Raw genomic sequence first — 17,957 nt, forward strand, 5'->3', positions numbered from 1 at the left:
ACTAGATTTTGGAGATGCCATGTCGCCCAGTGAGACGACACTCATAATGCTGGCCCTTTTCCTGCCTCTGCTCGGGGCAGTGCTTTCTCCCATAGTCTATCGCATCTTCAGGTCATTTGCTCCCTGGCTTCTGGCGCTCTTGCCGCTGTTTTCGCTGATCCAGTTCGTGCGCCTGATACCGCGCGTCGCCGAAGGCGACGCGCTGACCGGCGGCTATGACTGGGTGCCGAGCCTTGGCCTGCGGTTCTCCTTCCTGATCGACGGGCTGTCGCTGACCTTCGCGCTCTTGATCACCGGCATCGGCACGCTGATCGTGCTTTACGGCGGCGGCTACATGAAGGGCCATCCGCAACAGGCCCGGTTCCTGTCGTTCATGTTCATGTTCATGGCGGCCATGCTCGGCGTTGTCATCTCCGATGGCCTGCTGATGCTGTTCATCTTCTGGGAGCTGACCTCGATCACCTCCTTCCTGCTGATCGGCTTCGATCATGAAAAGGATGCCTCGCGCCGCGCCGCGATCCAGGCGCTGGTGGTGACCGGCGGCGGTGGTCTGCTGCTTCTGGCAGGCGTCCTGACCATCCAGTACATCACCGGCGCAAATGCGCTGTCAGAGCTTCTTGCAAGCGGCAATGTTCTGCGCGACAGCCCGATCTATCTCGCGGCCTTCATCCTTGTCCTCGGTGGCGCCTTTACCAAGTCCGCGCAGTTCCCGTTCCATTTCTGGCTGCCGAACGCGATGGAAGCGCCAACCCCGGTTTCGGCCTATCTGCACTCCGCCACCATGGTGAAGGCTGGCGTCTATCTGCTGATGCGGCTCAACCCGGTCATGGGCGATACCGCATTGTGGATGACCGTCCTGCCGGTGTTCGGCGGAACGACCTTGCTGATCGGCACCATTCTTGCCGTGCGCCAGACCGATCTGAAACTGATGCTTGCCTATACGACCGTCGCCTCGCTCGGCCTGATGGTGATGATGACCGGCATGGGCATCGAGCATGCCGTCGAAGGCGCGGTGCTTTACCTGATCGCCCACGCGCTGTTCAAGGGCAGCCTGTTCATGGTGGCCGGCCTCATCGATCACGAGAGCGGCACCCGCGATCTCACCAAACTTGGCGGGCTTGCAAAGGCCATGCCGATTACTTTTGCGGCAGGGCTTGCCGGCGCAATCTCCATGGGTGGTCTGCCGCCCTTCGTCGGCTTTCTCGCCAAGGAAGGCATCTATGAGGCGCTTGATGCCGGCACGATGTTTGCGACGATCTTTCTGATCGTGGCGCTGATCGGCAATGCACTGATGTTTGCCGTCGGCTTCGGCGTTGGTCTCAGGCCCTTCATCGGCAAGAAGACCGAAACCCCGAAACACGCCCATGAGGGGCCGGTTCTGATGTGGCTCGGGCCGGTGGCGCTCGGCATTGCAGGCTTGCTGGCGGCGGTGTTCGCGCATTATTTCAACGACCATTTTTCCGGGCCGATGGCGAGCGCCGTCGCGGGCGAGGCGGTCGAGATCCATCTGTCGCTGGTGCCCCATATCGGCCTGCCGCTAGCGCTCTCCGCGCTGACCGTTTTGATTGCGTTTGTCTGCTACTGGAAGCTTGACGCGCTGCGCAGCGCCTTCGCGGCGATGCTGCCCCGCTCCGGCCCGGACGCCTGGTTCGATTGCTTCATGCGCGTTCTGGTGCGCACCGCCTTCAAGGTAACGCAGACGGTGCAGCCGGGACGGCTGGAATTCTACATCACGGCCACCTTCGTCATCGTCGCGATCGTTCTTCTCGGCTCGCTGGTCTCCTTCGGGGAACTGCCGGAATGGCGCGGCCTGCCGGAAGAGTTCCATCTCGCGCACTGGGCAATCCTGCTGCTTGCGATCATCGGTCTTGGCGCCGTCATCGGCGCGCACAACCGGCTGACGGCGATCGTGACGCTTGGCATCCAGGGGTTTGCGGTGGCGGTGCTGTTCCTGCTGCTTGGCGCGCCGGACCTGTCGTTCACGCAGTTCATGGTCGAAACCCTGTCCGTCGTGATCCTGGCGCTGGTCATGACCCGCCTCAACCTGACGCCGTCGGACCACCGCGGCATGGGCCAGCGAATTTTCGACGGCGCGATCGCCGTTGCCTGCGGTCTCGGTTTCTCGATGCTGCTGATGCGCGTGACCGAAGTGCCCTTCGATGACCGGCTGTCGGTTTTCTTCAGCACCTATTCCAAGGTGATTGCCCACGGCCATAACGTCGTCAACGTCATCATCGTCGACTTCCGCGGCACGGATACGCTGGGCGAGATTGCGGTGGTGATGATCACCGGACTTGCGATCCTGGCGCTCATCCGCGTGCGCAACGGCAAGACCGGCACGAAGCCCAAGAAACCGACCGAAAGCGAGGTCCGATGAACACGCTGATTTTCCGAACGGCGGCGCCTTTTCTGTCCGCGCTGATGATGCTGTTTTCGATCTTTGTGCTGCTGCGCGGGCATAATGCACCGGGCGGCGGCTTCATCGGCGGGCTGATCGCCGCTTCCGCGATCGCGATCTTCGGGATTGCGATGGGGGTTTCGGCGGTGCGCCGGGCGATCTATTTTCATCCGCTGGCCATCGCGGGCGCGGGGCTTCTGTTGTCCACGCTGTCCGGTCTCGTCTCGATCTTCGCGCGCACGCCGTTCATGACGGCACACTGGATCTATCCGGAAATTTACGGCGTGGAGATTCCGATCTCCACGGTCACGACCTTCGACATCGGCGTCTATCTCGTCGTCTTCGGCGCGATTTCGTCGATCTTCCTGGCGCTTGAGGAAAGGGACCACGTCTGATGGAGTTCGTGCTTTCCTGCCTAGTCGGGATATTCTTTGCAGCCGCGATCTATCTGATGCTGTCACGTCACAGCGTCCGCATCATGCTTGGCATCGCGATCCTCGGCAATGCGGTCAATCTTCTGATCTTCACGGCCGGCCGGATCACGGGCTTCGTTCCGCCGATCATTCCGAAAGCGATGGACACGCTGCCTTCCGGCACGGCAAATCCGCTGCCGCAGGCACTGATCCTGACCGCGATCGTGATCTCGTTTTCCTTCTTCGCCTTCCTTCTGGTTTTGACCTACCGCGCCTATCAGGATCTCGACACCGACGATACTGAAGATATGCGCGCTGCAGAGCCCAAGGACCAGCCCATGCCGCCGCTCGGCTACTGATCGGGATATCAAGACTGAACCCATGGCCGTTTCCGCTCACCAAACCGACCTTTCAGCCGCTCTGATCATGGCGCCCACGTCCCTGACGGAGTGGCTCGTGGTCTTGCCCGTCGTGACCTGCATCACCATCGGCGCCGTGCTGATGATGATCCGCAAGCACACGGTCTGGCATCCGCTCATCGCCATTCCGGCGCTTGTCTTCCTTGTGGTCATCGATTCCATGCTGCTCTATGCGGTGTTGAAATACGGACCGATCACCATGGTCGCCGGCAAATGGCTGCCGCCGTTCGGCATCGCCTTCACCGTCGACCTCATGGGCGCGCTTTTTGCGCTCGCCGCAGCGATTGCGGGCCTTGCGGGCGGCGTCTTCGCGCTTGGCGATATCAACAAGAGCGGCCGGCGCTACGGCTTCTATCCGTTTCTGATGTTGCTGATTGCTGGCGTTTCCGGCGCCTTTCTCACCGGCGACATCTTCAACCTCTATGTCTGGTTCGAGGTGCTGCTGATCTCGTCCTTCGGGATGCTGATCCTGGGCTCCACCCATGAACAGCTGGACGGGGCGATGAAATATGCGGTGCTGAACCTGATCGGCACCACGCTGTTCCTGATTGCGGTCGCCTTCATCTATGCCGTGTTCGGCACGCTCAACATGGCTGATATCGCGATCAAGGCGCGTGCGGCGCCGGCGCTTCCGACGGCAACGATTGCGGCGCTTTTCGTTCTCGCCTTCAGCATGAAGGCTGCGGCGTTTCCGGTGAATTTCTGGCTTCCCGCGTCCTATCACACGCCGCGCACCGTGGTTTCCGCGCTGTTCGGCGGGCTGCTGACCAAGGTTGGCGTCTACGCGCTGTTGCGTGTCATGGTGATGATCCTGCCAGCTGATCTTTCGGCGCTGTCCTCGATCATCGGGATCGTGGCGTTCCTGACGATGGCGCTTGCGGGGCTTGGCGCCATTGCCCAGCACGATATTAGAAGGGCCGTCGGCTATATCGTGATCGTCGGGATCGGCAATTGTCTTGCCGGTGTCGCGATCGGCGGGGTCGAGGGTCTGCAGGGCGCGCTGTTCTACGCGCTCCACTCGATGATCCTGATGACGCTGCTTTACTTCCTCACGGGGCTTGCGGGCAAACTCGCCGGAGGTTTTTCGCTTAACAGTATTGGCGGGATCTACCGCCGCTATCCGGTGTTTGCCGGCATCAGCCTTGGCGCGTTCTTTGCCGCAGCAGGACTGCCGCCATTCTCGGGCTTCTGGCCGAAAGCCATACTGGTGCGCGCAAGTGTTGACAGCGGCACGTGGTGGCTTGCGGCGGCGATCCTGTTTGCCGGCTTCTGCTCCACCATCGCGCTTGGCCGGATCTTTCTCCTGGCCTACTGGCGGCCCGGCGAGGCTGAGCCTGCCGAACGGATCAGGATACCGCTGTCCGAATGGGTTCCGATCATTGCGCTTTCCGCTGTCGTGGTTGCGTTCGGGGTCTATCCCGAGCCGCTTCTTCGGGTCACCGATCTGGCTGTCCAGTCGATCCTGTCGCCGGAGGGTTATTTCCTGTCTGTCTTCCCGAGCGGGAGTGCGCCATGAGAATTCTGCTTGCCAATCTGGTTCTTGCGATCTTCTGGGTTGCCGTGACCGGCAGCGCCTCGCTGCACAATCTGGTCTTCGGCTTCATCATCGGCGCGATCTCGGTGGCGCTGGTGCGCCATCAGATCGGAGGGGCGGGCTATTTCACGCGGGCAAAGCGCCTCACGACGCTGTTTCTTCTGTTCCTCTACGAATTGATGGTTTCGGCCTGGTCGGTTGCCAAGCTCGTGTGCACGCCGCGCATGGTCCTGAAGCCCGGGATTTTCCGCTACGAGCTATCTCTGGAGAAGGATTTCGAGATCGTCCTGCTTGCCAACATGATCACGCTCACGCCCGGTACGCTGACCGTCGACGTTTCGGATGACAAGAAGTACCTCTATATTCATGCGCTCGACTGCGCAGATCCGGACGCGATCCGAAAGAGCATCGCCGAAGGGTTCGAAGCCAAGATCAGGGAGGCATTCGCGTAATGACGCCTGAAGAGATCGTAAGGCTCGCTGCCGATATTTCGCTTGCGCTGCTGTCGATTACGTTGCTGGTGACCGCCTTTCGGGTGGTGCGCGGGCCGACATTGCCGGACCGCGTGCTTGCCCTTGATATGCTGGTTGCGGTCGGAATGGGCTTCATCGTCGTGATTGCGGTGCGCTCCGGCTTCACGCTCTATATCGACATCGCGATCGCGCTGGGGCTCGTCGGGTTTCTGGCGACGATCGCTTTCGCGCGCTTCATCCGCTCGAGCGGGATGCGTGACGACACCGAGACGGGCTTCAAGGTGAAGCCGCATCCGATGGCCTTTGACGAGGGGCCCGACGGCGAGGATGTTCCGGTGGTCGATGCCGATGGCGAAAAGGTCAAGGGGTAGGGCAATGGCACAGTATATTCTGGCAGGTCTGGTTTCCATTCTGATGCTGGGCGGCGCGGTCTTCGCGCTCACGGCTTCGATCGGGCTTTTGCGCCTTCCAGATCTCTATTCGCGCATGCACGCGGCATCCAAGGCAGGCACCGTCGGTGCCGGCTTGATCTTCCTGGCCGTCGGCCTGCACGCTCAGGAACTTTCCACCTTCGTGCGCGCCTGTGCGGGCATTGTCTTCTTCATCATTACTGCGCCGATTTCAGCACATCTGCTTGCGCGCGCCTCTCACGAAGTTGGCTACCCGCTTGACGAGAAGACGGTAATTGATGAGTTGCAAAGTAGAACTGACACGTGATGGCGTGTTTCTCCGAGTTTGGAATTTTTCTAAGTATTAAGCCCAAGAGCTCGTGTGAGATTTGCAGCAGGCTTCCTATCGCGCGAAATAAAGATCAAGTTATGGCGATTTAAACTTTACATTTCCGAGTGAAATGGTATTCCCTCCCAGAGCGCGAAGTTAATTCGCTCGAGAGTGGAAATAATTCAGCCCTCTTCGTAAGGCCAAACGATCGTACCTTCCTGGAAGCATCGCTTCCACTTCTGTACAGATTCGACGTTGAGCATCACGCGATGCCTGAAGTGTATTTCGGGTTGCGACGAGCAGACGAGTCGAGCGGCCTTCAGGGGAAGAAAAACAGGAGTGACGAATGACGGATGCAATGGTCGATCGCGACAATCAGGCCCTGGTGGAACTGACCGCCGACATCGTGGCAGCGTATGTTAGCAACCATGTCATCCAGACCGGCGATTTGCCCAGTCTTATCCATGAGGTGCATACCGCGCTCAGCAACACGGCGAAACCTCAGGCCGTGGCGGTCGCACAGGAAAAGCAGAAGCCGGCTGTCTCGGTGCGCAAGTCGATCAGCGGCGACCACCTTGTTTGTCTGGAATGCGGCGGGAATTTCAAGTCGCTGAAGCGTCACCTGATGACGCATCACGATCTGAGCCCGAACGCCTACCGCGAAAAATGGGAACTGCCGGCGGACTATCCGATGGTTGCCCCGTCCTATGCCGAGGCCCGTTCGCGCCTTGCCAAGGAGATGGGTCTCGGTCAGCGCCGCGGCCGCTAAGACAGACGCTCTCGCTACAGTGTGGATGCCGGCAACCTGATGGTCGCCGGCATTTTTTTTATGCGCAGGTGACAGGTCCCGGATTTCACGGCGGGTACGATCGGTTTTGCAACCATAAGAAAGCGTTTACCTTGCATGATGCTCGGATAGGTAAACGGTTGATCAATGTAGGAAAATAATCCTATTATTGGCAAAAATAAATAAACAAAATCAGAGGGGGATCGTAAGGATGAACCGGATTCCGTCCCCGCTTCCTGGGCCGATGTAAGAATAAAATCCTATTTTTCAGGGAGCTAATATGACCGAGCATCACATAGTTTCGCCGACGGCATTCCGTCAGTCCTCGCCGCATTCTCAACCATGGTGCATCGAGCGGGCAAGCCAGATGTCGGATATTCGCAAGGCCTGCCGCATCGTTCTCCTGATCACCAAGGAGATGGCGGTGGTTGCCGGGGAGCGGATCTCGATCCGCGCGGAGCGCCGCAGGTCTGTTTCGCATTACCGGCAGATCGCCATGTATGTCTGCCACGTATCGCTGCAATTGTCGCTGAGCGAGATCGGCCAGGCCTTCGGACGGGACCGCACCACCGTTGCCTATTCGTGCCGGGTGATCGAGGACCGGCGCGACGACCGGGCATTCGACGAGTTCATCGCCGCTGTGGAGCGGCTTGCCTATAATGTCGTCACGGCCGCCGAGGTGCGCCATGATGGCTGAGCGTGGTGAGAGGAGCCCGCTTGAAACGCTGGCGCGGTTGAAGACGCGTGATGGGGCGCCGTTTCTGCCGCTGGAGGCGGTCATTGCCGGCGAGCGACTTTTGTCCGACTTCAATCACGCCATGCTGCAGCCGCGCCTGACCGCATCGCTGTCGCCGCGGCTTGAGACGCGCACGCGCGGGCAGGCGGCATCGTGCCCGTCCGATAGCGCGATCGATGCTCGCCGGCGCGTTGCGAGCGCGATGAAGGCGATCGGGCCGGAACTGGCCGATATAGCCCTGGATTTCTGCTGCTTCATGAAGGGTCTGGAGCAGATCGAGCGCGAACGCCAATGGCCGGTGCGCTCGGCCAAGCTGATGGTGCGGGCAGCGCTTGCGGCACTTGCCCGCCACTACGCGCCGCCGGCTGCAAGGACCGGGATCCGAAGCTGGGCCGCCGAAGGCTACCGGCCGGATATCTCCGCCCTCTTGGCGGAGGAATAGTCCGTTCAGGCCGAAAGCCTGCGCGCGGCCGTGTCGCGGATCTTGGTCACCATGGCATTCAGCCCGTTGGCACGCTGGGCGGAAAGATGGTCGACAAGGCCGATCTTCCTGAAGGTGTCGATCGCATCCGTCTTGACGATGTCCGATGCCTTGCGGCCCGAATAGACTGTGAGCACGATCGAAACCAGGCCACGGACGATGAAGGCATCGGAATCGCCGCGAAAGCGCATCACCGGATCGTCACCTGCTTCCGGCTCCGAGACCAGCCAGACCTGGCTGGCACAGCCGTGAACGCGGTTGTCCTCGATTTTCTCGTCTTCCGGAAGACCGGGGAGGGCCTTGCCGAGTTCGATCACATAGCGATAGCGATCCTCCCAGTCGTCGAGGAAGGAAAAGTCTTCGATAATCTGATCGAGTGTCTGGGTCATCATCCGCTCTTTCGCTTGATTTCTGCCCGATATAGTCCGGCGCGGCGGAAATTGGAATGACCGGGGCGCGAAGTAAACGGCGCGATCTAGCGCGGCCGGGGGGTCGGGACGGGTACGACCTGGACAGGGGCGGTTGAAGGGGGCGCCTCGTCGATCGCGCCGGTCTGGATCAGGTCGGGCGTGGTTTCGGCAGCGGGTGCCGGCTGTTCGGCGGCCACGGGTTCCGGTTCGATAACCGGACGGGCGAGCTTCGGCGTTGCTGCCGTCTGGAGCGCGGGCTTTTCAGCCGTGTCGCCGAAATGCTGGCCGAGATAGAGATAGACGATTTCGGCGCCCTGGCGGGCGCGGCGTCCGAGAAAGCCGAGCATGCCCGCGCCATCGGTGCAGACCTCGGGTCGCTGATCGCAGATGTCGCTCATATATTCGAATGTGCCGCGTGCGGCGGAAACGGCGCCGCCGATATCCTGACCGCTCGGAAGCGCCTGCTGCTCACGCGTTGCCGCATCGCCAAGCATCAGCGGCGCGAAGAACGGCACCACCAGCAACAGCAGGAAAATCATGAATGCGGCTTTCAGCAGAAATCTCATTGGCTCCCGGCCCGTTGGTTGCGTCCGCAGCGCGTTTCAGATCAGCATTATATTAAGGCGGTAAATGAGCCGCTAAAAGGGCGCGTGAAAATTTCTCCGATTGCAGGAAACGGGGCCGGAAGATCAGGCTGTTGTGGCAAATCAGCATGGAATATCATAAGCCTAGGTCAGTCTTCGTGCCCTTTGCGTTCCGCTGCAAGGCGCTTCGGGTATTAACCATAGGGAGCGATTTTCCGCGTCAGGCATGCGGTCATCCGGCTCTGACACTGGCCGCGGAGGGGGCGATCCATTACCTTTGCCATGGATATGCCCGCCGACGGCCGGGTGCCGCGAGGCGCCTGCGGCCCGTTGGTTTCGGGCAGATACGATAAGAATCAGGTGATGATCAGAATGGCGAAGAAGACGGCGAAGAAAACCGGCAAGCGCAGGAAGAAATCTCCTTCGCTGATCCGGCGCACTGCGTCTTCGATCGGCGGCCTGCTTGCCCGCCACCCCGCCAAGCTTGGCGGGCCGGTGGTGTTCGGCGTTGTCTTCAGTTTCGTCTCCGCCAATGCGCTGTGGTATCAGCCCGGCCCGCATCCAAGCCCGATGATGAAGACGCGGCTGCCCTCCGATCCCTATTCCGTGCCGGGACGGCGCAAGGCGGCTGCGACGGATTTCGAAACATTCCGCATTGAGCTGGAAGAGGGCACACGGCAGGACAAGCCCGAGGACGACCTCATTGCCATACTGGAGCAGGTGGAGGCCAACCCGCCGCCGGTTGCAGCAGACGCGCCGGCGCCGGTGGAAGAGACACCGGCTGCAGCACCCGCCGAACAGCCGGTTGACATTCTGGCGCTGCAACAGGCGCTTGCCGCACGCGGCTACTACAAGGCCAAGCCTGATGGCGTGACCGGCCCGATTACGGAAGCCGCGATCAAGGCGTTTCAGGCCGATGAGGGCATTGCGGTTACAGGCAAGGCCGACGGCGCGCTGATGGCGCTTGTCAGCATGCCTCTGCCCAAACCGCGTTCGCAGACCGTGCCATCCGCCGATCCCGTTGCCGAACTGCTTGAAGCAGAGGACGAGGCCCCTGCTATCGAGATCAGCGCTGCCGACCCGATGGTGATCGAGATCCAGCGCGGACTGATCAATATCGCCTATGACGGCGTGGTGGCCGACGGCGTCGCCGGCAACACGACGCGTGAAGCGATCCTGGAATTCCAGAAGCATTACCGGTTGCCCGAAACGGGAGAGCCGAGCGCAAGCGTGCGTGACAAGCTGATAGAAATCGGCGCATTGTAGCGCCCTGTTGTTCCTTCATATGCGCATCTGCCATGGCGGGTGCTGGATGGCAGCCCTGTGATTGTTGCCGTAAACGGGAAAGACCGGCATGCGCCTTCGCTCAGATATATTTGCCTCGGCGCTGGTGCGCAGGGCCTTTGCCGCAGGCGGCTTTGCCGCGGTCGAGCGCAAGGGTTCACCCGATGCCGGGGCGATTGCCATCCGGCAGGTGTTTCGAAACGGCGAGGAGACGCTCTATCTTCCCGCACCCCAGAGCTTTGCCGAGGAGGGAGCGACCGACCGCCTGTTCGAGGCGCGGCTGGTTGCGGCCTCCTCTGAAAAGGTGGCGGAGATGCTCGAGCGCGAGATGCGCTTTGACAGTGACCTCTGGGTGGTTGCGCTGGAATGCGATGATATTGACGGATTTTTCGAGATAGCGGACGGCAGCTGATCTTGGCTGCGGCCGGAAGCGCTGCGCTTCGGGCGGTTCACCTCCAGCGCTTTGGGTCGCCCACGATCGCGACCGGTTTCACGCCGAGCGGCGAGCGGCGGTCTGCTGCTTTTCGGTGGCCGTGCGGGTTTCGCGCGCGCGCTGCCATTCCATAAGCTCCTGCACGCATTGGGCAGGCTTCAGCGGGCCGACGATCTTTTCGACGGCAAACTCGGTGGTTTCGTTGTCCTTGCGCTCAAGCCTTGCGACGCGCGGCAGAATGTAGCGCGTATCCTCGCCATTGGTGCCGAGCGCAATCAGCGCGACGGCCAGACGGCGGCCCGTGGGTTCTGCGAGGATTTCGCGGGCCAGCACCCGGTCGCCGCCGAGCGCGCGCGTGAAGGTTTCGGTGAAGAAGGATTTTTCGGCGCGTCGGGCGAAGCGGACGAGAAGGGCGGTCTGCAACTCGCTCAGCGTTGCCAGTCCGAGCCGGTCTGTGTCGTCGGTTCCGGCCGCCATCGCCTTCAGCGTGCGGCGCAGAACCTCGCTGTCATCGCGGGTGCCGGCGTCGATATTGTCGAAATTGCCCTCGGGCTCCTGCCGGTCTTCGGCACGCCGTGCGCCGATCAGCGCCTGGATGACCTTCTGCGACAGGTCCGCGCGGTGGATGATGGCGCGGATATGTTCTTCGGTGGTGGTTTCGATGAGCGCGATCAGCGTGTCATCGGTGATCGCGGGTGAACGGGCAAGGAACGGCGCGGCTATCGCGATTTCGCGGCTGCCGATATAGCGGCAGACATCCTGCGGCACGTTGGCATGGCAGGAAAGGGCGGCCACCGCCTGACGGCGCGCTTCCACCGACGAGGCCTCGTAGACGGGAGCGAAGAGTTCGGCGAACCGCCGGCGTTCGGCAGCGCTCGGATTGTCGAGCGAACCGAAACCCGACACCGTCGCCATCAGCACGACGTCGAGATTGCGCGTATTCTTCAGCCCTTCAAGTTCCCGATACCGATCGACCAAGGTCGTACTCCCCGACAAATGTCTTCTAACGACAACAGGTTAGGGAGAAAACGTTATAAAGATGTTAACCATAGCGAAGGGAGCGGGGTAATGCAGCGGGTGACAGACGTTCTGATCGCACCGGTGTGGGTATCGGCCTCTCCGCTCTCTCGGCGTCATCCTCGGCCTTGTGCCGAGGATCTAAGCACATCACCACACGACAGGCGTGTCGTTGAGCGCTGCCCGTGGCGCCGTTGTGTGTGGCGACCCGCCAACTCTTCTCGCGACAAACGTGATTAGATCCTCGGCACAAGGCCGAGGATGACGCAGGTGGATTTGGCGGGCGCAGGAAGGGGGTAAACCGGGGAGGGCAGGCCAAGCCTGCTGCCTCATATCGCCAGATATTCCTCGCGCAGTTCGGCATTTTCCAGCACTTCCGCCGCGGTTCCGGAGAAGACGATCTGACCGGTGTCCATGATCACCGCCTTGTCGGAGAGGCGGAGCGCTGCCACCGCGTTCTGCTCGACGATGATGGTGGTGATGCCAAGGTCGCGGATCTGACGGACGATGCTTTCGATCTCGTGGACGATGACGGGGGCGAGGCCCTCATAGGGTTCATCGAGAAACAGGATCTTGATGTCGCGGGCAAGCGCGCGGGCAACGGCCAGCATCTGCTGTTCGCCGCCGGACATGGTGACGGCGTCCTGCTTGCGGCGTTCGGCAAGACGGGGGAAATGGTCGTAGATCCTTTCGATGGTCCAGCCCTTTTCGCCGGAGACCTGGGCAAGGATCAGGTTTTCCTCGACCGTCAGCCCGCCGATGATGCGGCGGTCTTCGGGAACCAACTGGACGCCCATCTTGGCGGCCTGGAAGGCGCGCTTGTTGTGGAGCGGTTCGCCGTCGAGCCAGATTTCGCCGCTCTTGAGCCCCGGATTGTCGAGGCGGGCAAGCGTCCTGAGCGTGGTGGTCTTGCCGGCGCCGTTGCGGCCGAGGAGCGACAGCACCTCGCCCTTGGCGATATCGAAGGAGACGCCCTGGACGATGTAGCTTTCGCCATACCAGGCGTGAATGTCGCGGACGCTGAAGAATGCATCGCCTTTTTCGGTGGCCATCCGGTTCTGCTCCTCGCCGAAATTGTTGCGCAGCATGTTCATGTCTCTGATTCCCCGAGATAGGCTTCCCTGACCTTCGGATTGCCGCGCACCTCGTCGGGAGAACCTTCCGCGATGATGCGGCCCTGCGCAAGAACCGAAATCTTGTCGGCAAGGGAGAACACAACATGCATGTCGTGCTCGATGATCACCTTGGTCATGCCACGCGCCTTGATCCGCTGGAGAAGCTCGATGGTGCGGTTGGTATCGTGGCGGGCCATGCCGGCGGTCGGCTCGTCCAGCAACAGAAGCTTGGGCTTCTGGATCAGGCACATGGCAAGCTCCAGGCGGCGTTTGTCGCCGCGTGACAGCGAGCCAGCCTCATGGTTTCGGCGCGCCGAAAGGCCGATGTCTTCAAGCGTCGCCTCGGCCTCCTCGCGGACCTGTCTCTCCCCGGCCAGCGCCCGGATCGCATTGAGCCGGAATGCACCGTCCCGCCTTGCAAAGGCGGGGATCATGACGTTTTCGAGAAGCGTCAGGTCCGGGAAGATCTCGGGCGTCTGGAAAACACGCGAGACGCCCATCTGGTTGATCTCGTGGGGCGGGTGTTTGGTCAGCGTCTTGCCATCGAAGACGACCCTGCCATGGGTCGGCTTCAACCGGCCGATGCAGACGTTGAGAAGCGTGGACTTGCCCGCGCCATTGGGGCCGATAATGGCGTGGACCTTGCCGCTTTCGACCTCGAGATTGACATCGGAGAGCGCCCTCAGGCCGCCGAATGTCTTGTGCACGTCATCCACATGGAGAACGATGTTGTTGTCGGCCATGGTGCTACTCCGCTGGCTGGACTTCGGCGACGGATTGTTCCTGCGCCTTGCCGGAGCCGCCGCCACCGATGCGGGCGCGGACCCGTTTGACGCCTTCCATGATGCCGCCGGGCAGGAAGATAACGATCGCCATGAAGATCAGGCCGAGGGTGAGGTGCCAGCCTTCGCCGACGAACAGGGAGATCAACTTGACGACCGGGGTCTCGATCGCGTTCGGCAGGAAGGAGAAGGTCTGGTGCAGGGCCTGTTCGTTGAAGGACGAGAAGATGTTCTCGAAATACTTGATGATCACGGCGCCGATCACGGGGCCGACCAGCGTGCCGACGCCGCCGAGAATGGTCATCAGCACGACTTCGCCCGAGGCCGTCCACTGCATGCGCTCGGCGCCCGCCAGCGGATCGGTGACCGCCATCAGCGCGCCGGCGAGGCCCGCGAACATGCCGGAAATGATGAAGGCGGAGCGCAGATAGGGCCGCGTGTTGAAGCCGGTATACATCATCCGGTTCTGGTTCGATTTCACCGCCTTCAGCATCATGCCGAAGGGCGAACGGAAGATGCGGATGGTGAGGTAGAAGCAGATCAGGAGCGCGATGGCGCAGAAATAAAAACCCGGATAGCCCTGCAGCTCGAGCCCGAAGAATTCGGGCGAGGGCAGGCCTGCGCCGGCCTCGGAGAACATCCGGTCGAGGATGCGCGGATCATTGTGCGAGAGCTGCAGGCCGGTTTCGCCATTGGTGATCGGGGTCAGCACCGAATAGGCGAGGTTGTAGCTCATCTGGGCGAAGGCGAGCGTCAGGATCGAGAAATAGATGCCCGAGCGGCGCAGCGTCACGAAGCCGATGACGGCGGCGAACAGGCCGGAACAGATCATCGCGAAGATGATTGCGGGGATTGCGTTCATGGTCAGAAGCTTGAACGACCAGACCGCGGCATAGGAGCCGACGCCGAGGAAGGCGGCATGGCCGAACGAGAGATAGCCGGTGAGCCCGAACAGGATGTTGAAGCCGATGGCGAAGATGCCGAAGATCGCGAATTTCTGCAGGAGCGCCGGATAGGCCGCACCCAGCGGCATGAACAGGATGGGCGCTGCCAGCACGATCGCCGAGAAGATGATGAACAGCAGCCAGTCGTTGCGGGAGAGGTTGGCGAACATGCGGATCTATTCCTCCATCACGCCGCGGCGGCCCATGAGCCCGCGCGGCATGGTCAAGAGAATGATGACGGCGACGAGGTAGATGATGACCTGGTCGATGCCGGGGATGATGGCCTTGACCTCGTTCATCGAGGCGAAGGACTGGAGAATGCCGAGGGTGAAGCCGGCGATGATCGCGCCGGGCAGCGAACCCATGCCGCCGACGACCACGACCACGAAGGAAAGCACCAGGAAATCCATGCCGAGGTGATAGTTCGGCGGCAGGATGGGCGTGTACATCACGCCCGCAAGGCCCGCGACCACGGCGGCGATGCCGAAGACGACGGTGAAGCGTTTTTCGATGTCGACGCCGAGCAGGCCGACGGTTTCCCGGTCGCGCATGCCGGCGCGGACCACCATGCCGTAGGTCGTGAATTGCAGGAAGGCGAAGACCGCGCCGATGATGAGGAGGGCCGTGACGAAATAGATCAGACGCCACCAGGGATAGACGATGAAGGAATCGGCCATGCCGATCCAAGCGCCGATATTGGCGGTGCCGGCAAAGGCAGAAGGTGCCGATTGAGGGATCGGGTTGGCGCCGAAGATCTGCTTGATGATTTCCTGGAGCACGATGGCAAGGCCGAAGGTGACGAGGATCTGGTCGGCATGAGGCCGCTTGTAGAAGAACCGGATGAGCCCGCGTTCCATGACGAGTCCGAAGAGCAGCATCACCGGGATCGCAAGCAGGATCGACAGCGGCACGGACCAGTTGATGATTGCAGCGCCCGTGTCACCGAAGGCATATTCCATGTAGGGGATCGGGCGCGGCGCAAACAGCGCGCCTTCCGCCTTTGGCGGCTGGACCGGCCATGTGATCAGCGCGTTGAAGGCCACGGAGCAGAAGGCGCCCAGCATGAACAGTGCGCCGTGGGCGAAATTGACCACGCCAAGCGTGCCGAAGACCAGGGTCAGGCCAAGGGCGATCAGCGAATAGGCCGCGCCCTTGTCCAGACCGTTCAGAATTTGAATGATGATGGCGTCCATGACCCGCTATCCGCTGTTGAGATGCGTGGGGCCGGGGGCGATTGCAGCACCCGGCCCGTTGTTCAACTGCCCGAACTCAGCACTGCTTGGCGGTATCGGGGCCAAGCTCGCCGCCGAAGATCGACGGGTCGTAATCGACCTGGGCGCGCGGCACGATCTCTACCACCTTCAGGAGGTCGTATTCGTTTTCCGGCTTCGGATTACCGCGGACCACGAGAACGTCTTTCATGCACTGATGGTCGGCGGCGCGGTAGAGCGTCGGGCCGTTGCCGAGACCGTCGAACTCGAAGCCTTCCAGCGCCTTGATGACTTCCGGGGCGTAGAAGGTTCCGGCGCGCTCGACGGCATCGGCGTAAAGGAGAGCCTGGACGTAGCAGGTCTGTGCGGCCTGGGACGGCGGGAAGCCGTATTCGGCCCCGAACGACTGAACCAGCGCCTTCGTGCCGTCATCCTCGAGCGACCATAGCCAGTTGGCCGAGCCGAGGATGTTCTGGGCGGCGGAACCGGCACCCTTTGCCATCAGGTCGGAGAACAGCGGGACCACGATCTCGAAATTCTTGCCGTTGACCTGCTTGTCCTTGAGGCCGAACTGGACGGCCTGGGTCAGAGAATTGACCATGTCGCCGCCATAGTGGTTGAGGATCAGCACGTCGGCGCCGGAATTGAGAACCGGGGTGATGTACTGCGAGAAGTCGCCCGCACCGACCGGGGTCTTGACCGTCTGAACGGTTTCCCAGCCAAGCGCCTCGGTGGCGTTCTTCATCGATTCTTCCTGGGTCCAGCCCCAGGTATAGTCGGCGGTCAGGTGATAGGCGCGGCGGTCCTTGCCGTATTCGGCGGCAAGCACCGGGCCGAGCGCTTCGCCGGACTGGTAGGCGTTGAAGAAGTGACGGAAGCCGTAGCGACGCTTGTCCTTGCCGGTGGTGTCGTTGGAGTGGGTAAGGCCTGCCATGAAGATGACGCCCATGTCCTGGCAGAGGCTCTGAACGGCAACGGCCACGCCCGACGAGGAACCGCCGGTGATCATCACCGCGCCGTCCTTTTCGATCATGCGCTTGGCGCCGTCGCGGGCGGCATCCGACTTGGTCTGGGTGTCGCCGGTGACGTAATCGACCTTCTTGCCGAGAATGCCGTTGCCCTTCAGCGTCTTGGACGAGAAGGTGGCGAGCATGCCGCCGTCGCCTTCGCCGTTCAGATGCTTGGCGGCGAGTTGAAGGGCTTTCAGTTCATCGAGGCCTTCATCGGCGTAGGGGCCTGTCTGGGGCACGTTGAAGCCGAGCACGACATTGCTGCCGGTCGGCATGTTGCAGGACATCATGTCCTGAGCGTAGGCGCCGCGAACGAAATGCATGGGGGCTGCGAGGGTGATGCCGGCTGCAGCACCTGCTCTGAGCAGGCTGCGCCGGTTCATGATAAAGCGAGACATTCAGACTCCTCCCAAGTCTTGAAAAGGGCTGCGCCCTCCTCGGCGCAGACACGCTCGTCCTCCGGAGCGCATGGCCGGATGCTAGCAAGTGGGCGAATTGTCGCAATTGACCGATAGTGATAAGACCTTTGTTTAAGTCGTCTCTTGCTTACGCAGGCCGCCATGGGTTGAAGGCAAAGCCCGATCAGCGCATATAGGCGCAAGCGGCGCAAAGGATGGATGATGGCTGACGAAACGGTGCAACCGTTCTGGCGGGTCAAACGACTCGACGAGATGGACAATCGCGAATGGGAATCCCTCTGCGATGGTTGCGGGCTGTGCTGCCTGAACAAGCTGGAAGACTGGGAAACGGGCGAGGTGGCTTACACCTCGGTTGCATGCCGGCTTCTGGATGGCCATTCATGCCAGTGTTCTGATTATGAGCACCGCCAGAAGACGGTGCCGGAATGCATCCAGCTCGACCTCGAGGGCGTGGAGGAGATCGCGTGGTTGCCGCCGACCTGCGCCTATCGGCTTGTCCATGAGGGGCAGGATCTCTACTGGTGGCATTACCTGGTTTCCGGCGACCGCGAGACGGTGCACCAGGCCGGGATTTCGGCGCGCGACCGGACAATCAGCGAGCTCAAGGTGGCGGTCGAGGATTATGAGGATTACCTGATCGAATGGCCTGTTCTGACCGGCGAAAAGACCGGCTAGGCGTCTTCGATCAATTTCAGAATAAGAAATAATACCTAAAATAGGAAAATAATCCTTGACGCCGTAACGGTGGTTTGATAGGTTCTCAATACGGTCGGGAAAGTGCGGGTTG

At 61.3% G+C, this 17,957-nt stretch carries 21 protein-coding genes; 13 read left to right on the plus strand and 8 right to left on the minus strand.

The annotated features are described in order from the left end of the window. Nucleotides 1-19 precede the first annotated feature (19 nt). The 10 genes from HPQ62_RS06445 (at nt 20) to HPQ62_RS06490 (ending at nt 7,922) form a co-directional block, all read left to right on the plus strand. Nucleotides 20-2,377: a putative monovalent cation/H+ antiporter subunit A gene (locus HPQ62_RS06445; RefSeq protein ID WP_174801698.1), complete on the plus strand. Its 2,358-nt coding sequence runs from the start codon at nt 20-22 to the stop codon at nt 2,375-2,377. Next, nucleotides 2,374-2,793 (plus strand): Na(+)/H(+) antiporter subunit B, encoded by a 420-nt coding sequence (locus tag HPQ62_RS06450; protein WP_174801699.1) that lies wholly within the window; start codon nt 2,374-2,376, stop codon nt 2,791-2,793. Before HPQ62_RS06445 ends, HPQ62_RS06450 begins: the two co-directional genes overlap by 4 nt. Then, nucleotides 2,793-3,170: a Na+/H+ antiporter subunit C gene (locus HPQ62_RS06455; protein ID WP_174801700.1), complete on the plus strand. Its 378-nt coding sequence runs from the start codon at nt 2,793-2,795 to the stop codon at nt 3,168-3,170. The genes HPQ62_RS06450 and HPQ62_RS06455 overlap by 1 nt, the downstream gene beginning before the upstream one ends. Nucleotides 3,171-3,192: 22 nt before the next feature. Further along, on the plus strand, nt 3,193-4,746 hold the full coding sequence (locus HPQ62_RS06460; RefSeq protein ID WP_174801701.1) for a Na+/H+ antiporter subunit D: 1,554 nt from the start codon (nt 3,193-3,195) through the stop codon (nt 4,744-4,746). Beyond that, a complete protein-coding gene (locus HPQ62_RS06465; protein WP_174801702.1) occupies nt 4,743-5,216 on the plus strand; it encodes a Na+/H+ antiporter subunit E in 474 nt (157 codons plus the stop codon). The genes HPQ62_RS06460 and HPQ62_RS06465 overlap by 4 nt, the downstream gene beginning before the upstream one ends. Beyond that, on the plus strand, nt 5,216-5,608 hold the full coding sequence (locus tag HPQ62_RS06470) for a cation:proton antiporter (protein ID WP_174801703.1): 393 nt from the start codon (nt 5,216-5,218) through the stop codon (nt 5,606-5,608). The genes HPQ62_RS06465 and HPQ62_RS06470 overlap by 1 nt, the downstream gene beginning before the upstream one ends. A 4-nt stretch (nt 5,609-5,612) precedes the next feature. Beyond that, nucleotides 5,613-5,954, plus strand: coding sequence for a monovalent cation/H(+) antiporter subunit G (gene mnhG / locus HPQ62_RS06475; RefSeq protein ID WP_174801704.1), 342 nt, complete (start codon nt 5,613-5,615; stop codon nt 5,952-5,954). 349 nt (nt 5,955-6,303) lie between these two features. Further along, nucleotides 6,304-6,726, plus strand: coding sequence for a Ros/MucR family transcriptional regulator (locus HPQ62_RS06480; RefSeq protein ID WP_174801705.1), 423 nt, complete (start codon nt 6,304-6,306; stop codon nt 6,724-6,726). Nucleotides 6,727-7,024: 298 nt separating this feature from the next. After that, nucleotides 7,025-7,441: a helix-turn-helix domain-containing protein gene (locus HPQ62_RS06485; RefSeq protein ID WP_244629580.1), complete on the plus strand. Its 417-nt coding sequence runs from the start codon at nt 7,025-7,027 to the stop codon at nt 7,439-7,441. Further along, nucleotides 7,434-7,922, plus strand: coding sequence for a DUF6456 domain-containing protein (locus HPQ62_RS06490; RefSeq protein WP_174801706.1), 489 nt, complete (start codon nt 7,434-7,436; stop codon nt 7,920-7,922). The genes HPQ62_RS06485 and HPQ62_RS06490 overlap by 8 nt, the downstream gene beginning before the upstream one ends. A 5-nt stretch (nt 7,923-7,927) precedes the next feature. On the opposite strand, the gene HPQ62_RS06495 is transcribed toward HPQ62_RS06490, so the two are convergent. Further along, a complete protein-coding gene (locus HPQ62_RS06495; RefSeq protein WP_425312598.1) occupies nt 7,928-8,353 on the minus strand; it encodes a SufE family protein in 426 nt (141 codons plus the stop codon). An 83-nt stretch (nt 8,354-8,436) separates the two neighbouring features. Then, nucleotides 8,437-8,937, minus strand: coding sequence for a DUF5330 domain-containing protein (locus tag HPQ62_RS06500; RefSeq protein ID WP_174801708.1), 501 nt, complete (start codon nt 8,935-8,937; stop codon nt 8,437-8,439). 390 nt (nt 8,938-9,327) lie between these two features. On the opposite strand from HPQ62_RS06500, the gene HPQ62_RS06505 reads away from it, so the two are divergent. Beyond that, nucleotides 9,328-10,221 (plus strand): peptidoglycan-binding domain-containing protein, encoded by an 894-nt coding sequence (locus HPQ62_RS06505; RefSeq protein ID WP_174801709.1) that lies wholly within the window; start codon nt 9,328-9,330, stop codon nt 10,219-10,221. 88 nt (nt 10,222-10,309) lie between these two features. Beyond that, a complete protein-coding gene (locus HPQ62_RS06510; protein WP_174801710.1) occupies nt 10,310-10,651 on the plus strand; it encodes a DUF1491 family protein in 342 nt (113 codons plus the stop codon). A gap of 78 nt (nt 10,652-10,729) precedes the next feature. Here the strand turns inward: HPQ62_RS06510 and HPQ62_RS06515 are convergent, their stop codons facing one another. The 6 genes from HPQ62_RS06515 to HPQ62_RS06540 form a co-directional block, all read right to left on the minus strand. After that, nucleotides 10,730-11,650 (minus strand): DUF2336 domain-containing protein, encoded by a 921-nt coding sequence (locus tag HPQ62_RS06515; protein ID WP_174801711.1) that lies wholly within the window; start codon nt 11,648-11,650, stop codon nt 10,730-10,732. Nucleotides 11,651-12,018: 368 nt separating this feature from the next. Continuing rightward, nucleotides 12,019-12,777 carry an ABC transporter ATP-binding protein gene (locus tag HPQ62_RS06520; protein WP_425312610.1) on the minus strand — a complete coding sequence of 253 codons (759 nt, stop codon included), beginning with the start codon at nt 12,775-12,777 and terminating at the stop codon, nt 12,019-12,021. A 2-nt stretch (nt 12,778-12,779) separates the two neighbouring features. Continuing rightward, entirely contained in the window at nt 12,780-13,547 is a 768-nt protein-coding gene (locus HPQ62_RS06525; RefSeq protein ID WP_174801713.1) for an ABC transporter ATP-binding protein, read from the minus strand. Nucleotides 13,548-13,551: 4 nt separating this feature from the next. Continuing rightward, nucleotides 13,552-14,700 (minus strand): branched-chain amino acid ABC transporter permease, encoded by a 1,149-nt coding sequence (locus HPQ62_RS06530; RefSeq protein WP_174801714.1) that lies wholly within the window; start codon nt 14,698-14,700, stop codon nt 13,552-13,554. A 6-nt stretch (nt 14,701-14,706) separates the two neighbouring features. Further along, nucleotides 14,707-15,723 carry a branched-chain amino acid ABC transporter permease gene (locus tag HPQ62_RS06535; protein ID WP_174801715.1) on the minus strand — a complete coding sequence of 339 codons (1,017 nt, stop codon included), beginning with the start codon at nt 15,721-15,723 and terminating at the stop codon, nt 14,707-14,709. A gap of 76 nt (nt 15,724-15,799) precedes the next feature. Continuing rightward, nucleotides 15,800-17,149, minus strand: a complete 1,350-nt coding sequence (locus HPQ62_RS06540) for a substrate-binding protein (protein WP_174801716.1) — start codon at nt 17,147-17,149, stop codon at nt 15,800-15,802. A 222-nt stretch (nt 17,150-17,371) separates the two neighbouring features. Between HPQ62_RS06540 and HPQ62_RS06545 the strand changes: the two genes are divergently transcribed. Beyond that, complete coding sequence (locus HPQ62_RS06545; protein WP_174801717.1) at nt 17,372-17,845, plus strand: YcgN family cysteine cluster protein; 474 nt, start codon at nt 17,372-17,374, stop codon at nt 17,843-17,845. Nucleotides 17,846-17,957: the final 112 nt, after the last annotated feature.

The sequence above is a fragment of the Martelella limonii genome (assembly GCF_013344475.1).
Lineage (GTDB): Bacteria > Pseudomonadota > Alphaproteobacteria > Rhizobiales > Rhizobiaceae > Martelella > Martelella limonii.